The following is a 10,914-nucleotide window of genomic DNA, read 5'->3' on the forward strand; positions in this document are numbered from 1 at the left end:
CGACGTGATTAGGTTCCTCGCGGGCAAGGCGGTGCAGGGTATCGCCACCCTGATCATCGCGGTGTCCGTCGCCTTCTTCCTCGCCCGTGGTACCGGCAACCCGGTGAGGGAGATGCTCGGTGATCTCGCCAGCGCCGAGCAGGTCGCCCAGCTCAACGCCCAGCTTGGTCTCGACCGGCCGCTCTCCGTCCAGTACCTCCACTTTCTGGGGGACCTCGTGACCGGGAACCTGGGCGACTCGCTCCGATACGGATCCAGCAACCTGGAGCTCATCCAGAGTCGGCTGCCGGCGTCGATCCAACTGGCGGCGGCCGCGATGTTCATCGCCGTGCTCTTCGGCGTGCCCCTGGGCATCTGGGCCGCGCTGCGGGAGGGCCGGTTGGCGGACCGGCTGGCCTCGGCCGTGGCGCTGGCAGGCCAGTCGATCCCGCTGTTCTGGCTCGGCCTGATGCTGATCCTGCTGTTCGCGGTGGGACTCGGCTGGCTGCCCGCCGGGCAGTCCACCGGGTTCAGCTCGCTGATCCTGCCCGCCGTGACACTGTCCACGTTACCGATGGCACAGATCGCGCGTCTCACCAGATCGAGCATGTCCGAGGTACTGGGCGAGGCGTTTCTCTCCGCGGCCCAGGCCCGTGGCATCCCCCGCTGGCGGATCGTGCTGATCCACGCCCTCCAGAACGCCTCGCTCCCGGTGATCACGATCATCGCCCTTCAGGCGGGAACCCTGCTCTCCGGGGCGATCACAGTCGAGTTCGTCTTCGCCTGGCCCGGACTCGGCACCCTTGCCACCCAGGCGGTTCAGACGAGGGACTTCTCCCTGATCCAGGCGATCGTGGTCTTTGGAGCCGCGGTGTTCGTGGTCGTGAACCTGATCGTCGACCTCCTCTACGGCGTCCTGGACCCGCGAATTCGGGACGGTGTCGCATGACCACGATCAACACGATCCAGAAGTCCCCGCGGCCGGTGCGGAAGCCCCCGGCGGTGCGGGCCCGCGGTACCGGCTCGGTGCTGGCCTTCGGGCTGCCGTTGGCGGTGATCGGTCTCATCTGCCTCGCCGCACCGCTGCTGCCGCTGCCGGACCCGGCACTGCAGACGCTCGGAGACGCGCTCCAGCCACCGGTCTGGATGGACGGCGGCAACTGGTCGCATCCGCTGGGCACCGATCACCTCGGGCGTGACGTCCTGTCCCGGATCGTCCATGGCGGCCAGCTCACCTTCGTCATCGCGATCGTCGGCATGCTGGCCGGGGCCATCCCCGGCACGCTGGCCGGACTGGTGAGCGGGTTCTACCGGGGAGCGGCCGACGCGGTGATCTCCCGGTTCGTCGAGGCGCAGCTCGCCCTGCCGTTCATCCTGCTGGCCATCGCGATCATCGCCAGCCGCGGACGTTCTCTCGCCGTGCTGATCCTCGTACTGGCTCTGATCGGCTGGGCGCAGTACGCCCGGGTGGTCCGCGCCGAGACGCTGTCGCTACGGGAGCGTCCGTTCGTACTCGGCCTGCGCTGCGCCGGTGTGCCGACCCTGCGGATCCTGCTCAGGCACATGCTGCCCAATCTCGCCGGCACCGTTCTCGTCCTCACCACCCTGCAGATAGGAACGGTGATCCTGGCGGAGAGCGCGCTCAGCTTCCTGGGACTCGGCGTGGTGTCACCGCAGATCAGCTGGGGCGCGATGCTCGCGGACGGGCGCGACCAGCTCTCGCACGCCTGGTGGGTCGCGGCCTTCCCCGGCCTGGCGATCACGATCGTCGTACTGCTGGTGAACCTGCTCGGTGACGCCATGCGCTCCTGGCTCGACCCGAAGAAGCGGAGGTACTGACATGGGTACGGTGCTCGAACTCCGTAATCTCACCATTGAGGCGGCGACCGCCCGGGGCACGCAGGTGCTGGTGGACGCCGTGGACCTGACCCTCGAAGGAGGAGAGATCCTCGGTCTCATCGGGGAGTCGGGCAGCGGCAAGACCACCACGGTGCGGAGCGTCCTGGGCTTGCTGGACCGCAATGTCTCGGTGGCCTCAGGCGAGGTCGTCGTGCTGGGCGAGCAGGTCCAGGCGCCGGGAAGGCAGAACGTCGACAGGGTCCGCGGACGTCATGTCGGAATGGTCTTCCAGGGGGCGTCGTCCTCGCTCAACCCCCTGATGAGGGTACGGCGCCAGCTCCGTGAGGTGGTCCGCACCCACCTGCCGAAGCTCTCCGCCGAGGAGCGGGACACGCGGATCGCTCATGTGATCAGCCGGATGGGCTTCACCGAGGTGGATCGGGTGCTCGACTCCTTCCCCCATCAGCTCTCCGGGGGAATGCGCCAGCGGATCGCCATCGCACTCGCGGTGGTCACGGAGCCGGAGGTGCTGATCACCGACGAGTGCACCTCGGCGCTGGATGTGACCACCCAGGCGGAGGTCGTCGACCTGCTCGGCTCGCTGACGGCCGGGTCCGGGATGGGCACGGTGTTCGTGACCCACGACCTCATGCTGGCGAGCGAGATCTGCGACCGGATAGCGGTGATGTACGCCGGTCAGATCGTGGAGATGGGCACGGCGAAGGACGTCGTCCACCGTCCCCGGCACCCCTACACCCGGGCCCTGCTGGCGGCCATCCCGAGCTGGGACGGCGGCGAGATCAAGGCGATCGACGGGGCCGCTCCCAGGATCACCGAGGACTGGACGGGATGCCGATTCGCCCCGCGCTGCCCCCGCGCCGAGCAGATCTGCACGACCGGCCAGGTCCCGTGGGTCGAGGTCCCGGGGGGTGACCACGCGCGATGTCACTTCGCGCTGGAGAACGACCGGGGCGAGGCGTTCCTGCCCGCCTCGTCCCAGGCATGAACGCCTCGACCGCGCCCGAGGACCGGCCCGAGGACCGGCCCGAGAGTCGGCCCGAGAGCCGGTTCGTCGCGTCGGTGGTCGACGGCCCGGTGGCGACGGTGACCTGGTCCCGGCCCGAGCGGCGCAACGCCATCGGGCAGGAGGTCTGCGACGAACTGGTCGCCGCCCTCGAATGGCTGGCGCCCCGGCCGGAGATCGGTGTCGTGGTACTCCGGGCCGCCGGCCGGCCGTTCTGCGCCGGATGGGACGTCACCGACTTCGAGCGGCTGGCCGGTGCCGACCCCGAGGCGCTGGCGTCGTTCTTCCGGCATGGCCGACGGCTGCTCGCGGCGATCAGCGCGCTGCCGCAGGTGACCGTGGCCGCTCCGGCGGGCCTGGTGCTCGGATTCGGCTGCGCCCTGCTGGCCCGCTGCGACCTGGTGATAGCGGCGGACGACAGCCGTTTCGGGCTCCCGGAGATCAGACTCGGCATGCCGCCCGCCACCGTGCTCCCGGAACTGCTCTCCGTCATGACGCGCCGCGCGGCGCTGGAGTGGGCGGTGACCGGGGAGCGGTTCGACGCGCGCCGGGCGATGGCGGACGGGCTGGTGACCTCGGTCGTCCCGGCCGCGGACCACGACGAGGAGACTGCGCGGGTCGTCGGCCTGCTCTCCGGTCATCCGGACGGGGCGGTACGCGCCACCAAGGAACTCGTGGGGCGTCTCGCCGCGGCCGACGAGGGGGAGCGGGTGGCGCTCGGGGTCGAATCGGCCCTGCGCCGCTTCGCCGGCCAGGCGCCCGCATGACACAGGCAGACGAGGAGGAACGACGATGACCGAGACGAGACCCACCCGTCGCATCCGGGTCGGGATGTCACTCTCCGCGCACTACACGCCCGAGGCATCGGTCCGCGAGGGGCTGCGCGACACGATGGAGCAGGTGGCGCTGGCCGAGGAGATGGGCCTCGACACCATCCTGCTCGGGCACCACTACCTGACCCGCTCGCAGTTCCTGCAACCACTGTCGACGGTGGCCTACCTGGCCGCGCGCACCGAGCGGATCCGGCTGGGATTCGGCGTCTACCTGCTGCCGCTGCACAACCCGCTGGCGCTCGCCGAGGAGTTCGCGACCATCGACCAGCTCTCCGGAGGGCGCCTGATCCTCGGACTCGGCGCGGGCTACCGCAGCGTGGAGTTCCGCGCGTTCGGGATCCCCATGGAGGAGCGGTTCAAACGAATGGAGGAGTACGTCGAGATCCTCCGAGCCCTGTGGTCGGGGGAGCCGGTCACCAAGTCGGGCTCCTTCGGCGAACTGGACGGCGCGCGGGTGCTGCTGAAGCCGGTCGACCCCTCGGGGCCGCCGCTCTGGCTGGGGGCCTTCGGCCCGGTGGGCATGCGCCGGGTGGCCAGACTCGACGCGGCCTGGGCCGTCGCCCCCAACGGAACGGTCGAGGAGGTGGCCGAGCGGATGGCGATGTTCCGGGAGGCCCTGGTCCGGCACGGGCGCTCCCTGGACCGTGACTACCCGCTGCTGCGAGAGGGCTGTGTCGCCCCGACCCGACAGGCCGCCGTCGAGGCGGCCGGTGTCTTCCTCGCGGAGCAGTACGAGAACTACCGCGGCTGGAAGCACGGTGCCTCGCTGGACGACCTGATCAGCGGTCATGCCGTGATCGGTTCACCCGAGGACGTCATCGAGAGGCTGAGCCGCTACGCGGAGATCGGCTACACCGACGTGGTGCTCCGGCTGCAGTGGACCGGGATGCCCCAGGCCGACGTGCTGCGCTCGATCCGGCTGCTCGGCGAGGAGGTCATCCCCGCGCTGGCGGAGGTGCCGGTCGGAGAAACCTCCGAAGTCCCCCGGAAATCGATAGGAGAGGTCCGAATTTAATGACCGCGATGAACTTTGGGCGACTGGTCGATCTTCAGAGGGTACGCAGGGAGACGGAGCCCGCGCTCATCACCGACGAGGACGTCTGGACGTACGGGCGTCTCGCCGATTCGGTCCACGCCACCGCCGCGTTCCTCGCCGAACGCGGTGTCGGGAAGGGCGACCGGGTCGCCGTGCTCGGCATGAACTCGCCGGAGTACGTCTGCGCGGTGCTGGCCGTCTACCGGCTCGGGGCCATCGCGGTACCGCTGAACTACCGGCTCCAGCGGGTGGAACTCGAGTTCCTGGTCCGCGACTCGGGAGCGGTCGCGGTGATCTGCGAGAGCGAGTTCGCGGAGGTCATGCACGAGATCTGCGAGGACCTGCGCCTGCGGGCACTGGTGCGGCTCGACGGTGACGGCTGCGGCTCTCCCGGATGGTCGCTCCTCTCCCAGGTGCTGACGGACTACTCGGGCCGGGAGGTCCCGCCGGCGGAGGTCGTCTTCGACGATCCGCAACGGATCATGTACACCTCGGGGACCACCAGCAGGCCGAAGGGTGTGATCATCACGCACGGCATGGCCGCGTTGAACGTCCTCGCCCAGACGAGCGAGCTCGGCCTCTCCTCGGCGGACCGGCTTCTCGTCTCGTCCCCGCTGTACCACGTCGCGGCCTGGGACTCACCAGGCGTCGGGGCGCTCTTCAACGGCGGGGCGCTGGTGATAATGCGAAAGTTCGACGCGCCGCTGGCACTCAGGCTGATCGAGGAGCACCAGGTCACCGGTGGTATCTTCGTGCAGGCGATTCTGCACAGCCTGCGGTCGGCCTCGGACGGCTCCCGGGACCTCTCCTCGCTCAAGTGGATCATCTTCGGCGCGGCCGCCGGAGAGCTGTACCGCGAGGTCCGGGAGATGTTGCCGACGACCCGCCTGGTCCAGGCCTACGGCATGACGGAGGCGTGCAGCGCCATCGCCTACATGGACGCCGCACACGTCGTGTCGAAGCGTGGTTCCGTCGGCACGGCCGTGCCCTTCGTGGAGTATCGGGTGGTCGATGAGGACGAGAACGACGCCGGGCCGGGTGTCCAGGGTGAGGTGGTGCTCCGCGGGCCGAAGGTGACGCCCGGCTACTGGGGTGACGAGGAATTGACCGCGCAGGCGTGGCGGGGTGGCTGGTTCCACACGGGTGATGTCGGGATGGTGGACGAGGACGGTTTCCTGCACATCACGGATCGGCTCAAGGACATGATCCGTTCCGGAGGGGAGAACGTCGCGAGCCAGGAGATCGAGCGGGTGATCTACACTCATCCTCTTGTGTCCGAGACGGCGGTGATCGGTGTGCCGGATCCGCGCTGGCAGGAGGTGCCGAAGGCGTACGTCGTGCTGAAGGCCGGCGCGATGCTGGCGGAGGACGATCTGATCGGCTACTGCCGTGAACGTCTGGCATCCTTCAAAACGCCGAAATCCGTGGCTTTCGTGGACAGGCTTCCTCGCAATCCCTCGGGAAAGGTGCTCAAGCGGGTGTTACGGGAATCCTCGGAGAAAACCGATTCGATGCTCCTCTCCTGACCTCGCGCACCGTGACGGCGAACGCCCTACCCTGTGTGGCAGATAACCACCGGAAAACCGTTCTAGGTAAGGGGGACGAGAACCATGGCACGTACCGCATCACGAGGTGGCCCCCGGGGCACCTATTCTCCCGCGGAGACGCGGCGGGCGCTGCTGGCGAGTGCACTGAAGCTGTTCGAGGTCGGCGGTTACCACGCGACGTCCGTCGAGGACATCGTGAAGGAGGCCAACCTGACCAAGGGAGCCTTGTATCATCACTTCTCCGGTAAGGAGGAGATCCTTCAGCAGATACAGGAGGAATACATCGATGACCGGCTCCGGAACTGCCGTCGCATTCTAGAGTCGTTCGAGGCCCCGGCTGAACGGTTGCGGCAGCTCATCCTTGAGTCATTGGTCGCCATCGACCAGTTCCGGGCCCATGTCACCGTGTTTACTCAGGAGCGTCGCTTCCTTACCGAGGAGCGCTTCGCCGCGATTAAGAAAAAGCGCGACGAGCTCGATGCGATGTACGAGTCGGTGATCCGCCAAGGTATCGAGGAAGGGGTCTTCAATCCGGCCCTGCAACCGCGTATCGCCAGCTTCGGAGTCCTTGGCATGCTGACCTCGGCGTACAACTGGTACCGTCCGGACGGTCTGCTGGCCGTCTCCGAAGTGGCCGACCAGCTCTCCGAGCTGGTTCTGGAGGGGCTGACCTCGTCGGCGAGCGGGACTTCTTCCAGGCAATAACGTCCCGACCGGTCGGTGTGAGAAAACGGGCACCTCGTGTGCCCGGTTGCTCACCGGGCCGGGGATATCCGTCGGGGGCGGAGGGCCCGGAGGCGCGCTCGGGTGACCGCGCCTCTGAGGACGCCCCGTGGTGCTGCTGACCTCGGCGTTGACGCCGTTCGGTGAGGCCGTGGACGGCCCGCGAACGCCGGTGCCGTCCGCCGGGGAAGCGCCGGGAGCCTGAATATCCGGACCTTGACGATCTCAGTTCGATACCCGTACCATACCTACTGGTCGGAATGTAACGAGGGGGTTGAAGCATGAAATTCGGTGTGATGAATCTGTTTCCGGCCGAGGGTGACGGAGACGACGCGCAGGTGCTGCGAGACACCATCGAAGAGATCCAGATCGCCGACGAGCTGGGATTCGACTCGTGCTGGCTGGCGGAGCACCATTTCTCGCGCTACGGGATCCTCGGTAATCCGCTGATGCTGGGCACGGCGATCGCCGAACGGACGCGCAACATCACCATCGGCACCGCAGTGGTCGTCGTCCCACTGCACGACCCGCTTCGCATCGCCGAGGACGCCGCGCTGCTCGACATCCTGTCCGGCGGCCGCCTCGTGCTCGGCATCGGACGCGGCTACCAGCCGGGCGAGTTCCGGGGCTTCGGCAAGGACCGCAATGCCAACAAGGAGCTGTACGCGGAGATCGTCGACATCCTGAAGCTGGCGTGGACCCAGGAGAACTGGTCGTACGAGGGCAAGCACTTCCAGTACAGCGACATGAACATCTTTCCGAAGCCCGTGACTCCGGGAGGGCCGCCGATCCTGCACGGCACGTCGTCACCGGAGACCTTCCGGCAGCGCGGGCTCGCCGGCGACCACATCATCGTGTCGTCCAGCTTCACGCCCATGCAGCGGATCAAGGACAACTACGACTCCTACCGCGAGGCGCTCGTCGAAGGCGGGCACGAGAGCAGCGGTTTCGACCTCCCCTTCATGCAGCAGGTGTGGGTCGGCGGGAGTGCGGACGGCCTGCAGGCGGCGGCAGGGGCCGCGCTGAACTACTACCGCAGCGTCGGCAAGGTGATTCCCGGCTCCGACGAGGCGATCGAGTCGGAGCGGGCGTACTACGACAAGGTCCAGCGGAACATCGGTCTGCTCACCGTGGAGAAGACCCTGACCCACGGCGGCACCTTCGGTTCGGTGGACCGGGTGGTCGACACTCTCGGCCGGATCCGGGACGAACTGGGTGTCACCCACTACATCGGCTGGTTCCACATTCCCTCACTTGACCGCAAGCGTGCCATCGAGTCGATGGAGACCTTCGCCGCGAAGGTGATTCCCCAGCTCACCTCGGTCTGACGCGAGCGCGACGGGCCGGCCCATTCCCAGCTCCTGGAGAGTTTGATGAAGAAGAGCGAGTACGAACTCCTGGCCTCCCAGTGGGACGCCGAAGGCATGGCGATCGACGAGAAGGCCATCGAGAACTCGGTGCTGTACGAGAAGGACCCGGAGAAGTCGGTCGCCTACATCATCTTCAATGTCCCGGAGAAGCTGAACGGCATCCCGGTGGCGGCTTTCGAGAGGGTCGGCGACCTGATCCGGGAGGCCGAGATGGACGATGACGTGAAGACGATCGTCTTCAAGGGCAACGGTGACTGCTTCGGCTCCGGTGCGGACGCCGCCGAGCTGGGCTACTACATCGGCTACGGCAAGAACAAGAAGGGCGAGCGGGCGGGGCGTCCGGCGCAGCGCCAGCGCATTCTTCCGGATCGGAACCTTCTCTCCGAGAGTCTCGGAAACAGGGTCACGAACTGTCTGAAGGCGACGATCTGCCAGGTGCACGGTTACTGCTACGGCGGCCACATGAAGATCGCGCTGGGTGCCGACATGATCGTCGCCTCGCCGGACGCCCAGTTCACCCATCCGGCCTTCCGCTACCTCGGCTCCGCCCCGCAGGACATGTACCTGTGGATCGAGAACCTGGGGCTGAAGAAGATGAAGGAGATCATGCTGACGATGCGGCCCCTCAGCGCGGAGGAGGGGGAGCGCATCGGCTTCGTCAACCAGGTGGTGCCCAGAGAGGAACTGGACGCCGCCGTCGACGAGTACGTCACGGCCATCTCGTTCATGCCGCTGGACGGCCTGATGATCGGCAAGTCGATGATGCGCATCGCCATGGAGGCGCGCGGCAAGGGCGTCGGCGAGGTGGGCAACTGGATCGGGCACGCTTGGGCCACGAACCTTTCGCTGGCGGAGGGCGAGTACAACTTCGTCAAGGAGCGGCGGGACAAGGGCCTCGCCCAGGCGCTCAGGGACCGGGACGCCGCGGTCGCACCGAGGTTCCGGCTCGGAGGAAAGCTCGGCTGACGTTCACTATCGAGGGAGAGTTGCCGATGGTCGGCGAGATCCACCACGTCGCGATCAGCGTCCGTGATCTTGAGAAGTCCATCCCGTTCTATCGCGACGGGCTCGGGCTGCGGATGACCCTGGACATGCGGGTGGGCAACGAGACGATGCACGAGCGGCTGCGCACACCCCCCGGTGCCGGCGGCAGGGCGGTGTACTTCCAGGGGCCGACACGGATCGGGCAGCTGGAGCTGATCCAGTGGGACCTGCCGGTGCCGGCGGACTCCCGCCCCAAGCGGCCGGGCGACCCGGGCGTCTTCTCGTTGTCCTTCCAGGTTCCGGCCGACGAGATCCAGGACGTGTACGACCGGCTGGTCGGCATGGGGGTGGACTGCTACCACCCTCCGGCGACCAGCGTCCTGGACAACTACGGCCCGATCACGATGTTCATGTGCGAGGACCCGGATCAGATCCAGGTCGAGTTCGTCAGCCTGCCCACCCCGGAGCAGGTCCGTGCCTTCAGGGCCGCACGGCGAGCGGAAGCGGCGTCAGCAGACACGCCGGAACAGGAGCGATAATGAAGTTCGGCATCTTGGCGTCGCACCAGTACCTGCCGGAGGACGACCTTCGCCGGCGGCTCTACGAGCTGTGGGACCTGACCGAGCTGGCCGCCGAGCAGGGGTTCGACTCGATCTTCGCCATCAACCACTTTCTCGCGAACCTGCAGACACCGCAGACCATCTCGGTCGTCGCGAAACTGATCCAGCACTCCGGCAACATGACCGTCGGAACCAGTCTGGTGATCCTTCCCGCCTACCACGCCGTTCACATCGCGGAGGAGTTCGCGACCCTCGACCACATGGCCGACGGCAGGCTGGTCCTGGGGGTGGGGGCGGGCTATCGGAACAACGAGTTCGCCGCCATGAACATCGACAAGCCCAACCGGTTCCGGAAGATGCACGAGCAGATCCGGCTGATCCGCGCGCTGTGGACCGGCGAGAAGGTGGACTTCGACGGTGAGTTCTACAGCGTGCACGACACCATCTGTGTGAAGCCGTTGCAGCGGGGAGGTCCACCGATCTGGATCGGGGCCGGAGGCCCGATCTCCGTGCGGAAGGCCGCCGAGCTGGGCGACGCCTGGATCATTCCGGGTAACTCGCCGAAGCCCGACTGGCACGTGCAGGCCATGGCCAACCACGACGACGCACTGGCCAAGGCCGGCAAGTCACGTGAAGGTCGCGAGTATCCGATGATCGTGAACGTGTTCTGTGCTCCCACCACACAGCTGGCCAGGGACACCGTGCGGCCGAACGTCGAGCGGGAGTACTTCAACTACGCCGAGTACCCGCAGCTCGCCTTCCAGAAGGACAGGTTCGAGTACATGTGGGAGAACCTGTTCATCGTGGGTGACCCCGACTTCGTGGCCCAGCGCATCTCGCGCCTGGAGGAGGCCGGGGTGAACCACATCATCGCCCGGCCGTACTGGCTCGGGACGTCGCACGAGCGGACCGTCGAGTCCATCAAGCTGTTCGCGAAAGAGGTCATGCCGCGGTTCGCCGGGCCGGCCGGCGTCTGACGGTGCCTCGCAGCACGGAGACCACGTTCGCCATGGCCGCCC

The 10,914-nt window shown here is 67.3% G+C and carries 11 protein-coding genes; all 11 read left to right on the forward strand.

Annotated elements, in window-relative coordinates:
* The first annotated feature begins 4 nt into the window (after nt 1-4).
* The 11 genes from AB0K21_RS13370 (at nt 5) to AB0K21_RS13420 (ending at nt 10,872) form a co-directional block, all read left to right on the forward strand.
* Complete coding sequence (locus tag AB0K21_RS13370; RefSeq protein ID WP_343963796.1) at nt 5-928, forward strand: ABC transporter permease; 924 nt, start codon at nt 5-7, stop codon at nt 926-928.
* Nucleotides 925-1,818, forward strand: a complete 894-nt coding sequence (locus AB0K21_RS13375) for an ABC transporter permease (protein WP_343963798.1) — start codon at nt 925-927, stop codon at nt 1,816-1,818. Before AB0K21_RS13370 ends, AB0K21_RS13375 begins: the two co-directional genes overlap by 4 nt.
* Before the next feature lies 1 nt (nt 1,819).
* A complete protein-coding gene (locus tag AB0K21_RS13380; protein WP_343963800.1) occupies nt 1,820-2,824 on the forward strand; it encodes an ABC transporter ATP-binding protein in 1,005 nt (334 codons plus the stop codon).
* Nucleotides 2,821-3,609 (forward strand): enoyl-CoA hydratase/isomerase family protein, encoded by a 789-nt coding sequence (locus AB0K21_RS13385; protein WP_343963802.1) that lies wholly within the window; start codon nt 2,821-2,823, stop codon nt 3,607-3,609. The genes AB0K21_RS13380 and AB0K21_RS13385 overlap by 4 nt, the downstream gene beginning before the upstream one ends.
* Nucleotides 3,610-3,634: 25 nt before the next feature.
* Nucleotides 3,635-4,690, forward strand: a complete 1,056-nt coding sequence (locus AB0K21_RS13390) for an LLM class flavin-dependent oxidoreductase (RefSeq protein WP_343963804.1) — start codon at nt 3,635-3,637, stop codon at nt 4,688-4,690.
* A gap of 8 nt (nt 4,691-4,698) precedes the next feature.
* Nucleotides 4,699-6,237 carry a long-chain fatty acid--CoA ligase gene (locus AB0K21_RS13395; RefSeq protein ID WP_343963806.1) on the forward strand — a complete coding sequence of 513 codons (1,539 nt, stop codon included), beginning with the start codon at nt 4,699-4,701 and terminating at the stop codon, nt 6,235-6,237.
* Between the two features lie 84 nt (nt 6,238-6,321).
* Nucleotides 6,322-6,963, forward strand: coding sequence for a TetR/AcrR family transcriptional regulator (locus AB0K21_RS13400; RefSeq protein ID WP_343963808.1), 642 nt, complete (start codon nt 6,322-6,324; stop codon nt 6,961-6,963).
* Nucleotides 6,964-7,262: 299 nt separating this feature from the next.
* Nucleotides 7,263-8,309 carry an LLM class flavin-dependent oxidoreductase gene (locus tag AB0K21_RS13405; RefSeq protein WP_343963810.1) on the forward strand — a complete coding sequence of 349 codons (1,047 nt, stop codon included), beginning with the start codon at nt 7,263-7,265 and terminating at the stop codon, nt 8,307-8,309.
* A 45-nt stretch (nt 8,310-8,354) separates the two neighbouring features.
* Nucleotides 8,355-9,317 carry an enoyl-CoA hydratase-related protein gene (locus AB0K21_RS13410; protein ID WP_343963812.1) on the forward strand — a complete coding sequence of 321 codons (963 nt, stop codon included), beginning with the start codon at nt 8,355-8,357 and terminating at the stop codon, nt 9,315-9,317.
* Between the two features lie 26 nt (nt 9,318-9,343).
* Complete coding sequence (locus tag AB0K21_RS13415; RefSeq protein ID WP_343963814.1) at nt 9,344-9,874, forward strand: VOC family protein; 531 nt, start codon at nt 9,344-9,346, stop codon at nt 9,872-9,874.
* Nucleotides 9,874-10,872 carry an LLM class flavin-dependent oxidoreductase gene (locus AB0K21_RS13420; protein WP_343963817.1) on the forward strand — a complete coding sequence of 333 codons (999 nt, stop codon included), beginning with the start codon at nt 9,874-9,876 and terminating at the stop codon, nt 10,870-10,872. The genes AB0K21_RS13415 and AB0K21_RS13420 overlap by 1 nt, the downstream gene beginning before the upstream one ends.
* Nucleotides 10,873-10,914 lie beyond the last annotated feature (42 nt).

Origin of the sequence: Streptosporangium sp. NPDC049248, assembly GCF_040678965.1 — a bacterium.
Taxonomy (GTDB): Bacteria; Actinomycetota; Actinomycetes; order Streptosporangiales; family Streptosporangiaceae; genus Streptosporangium; species Streptosporangium fukuiense.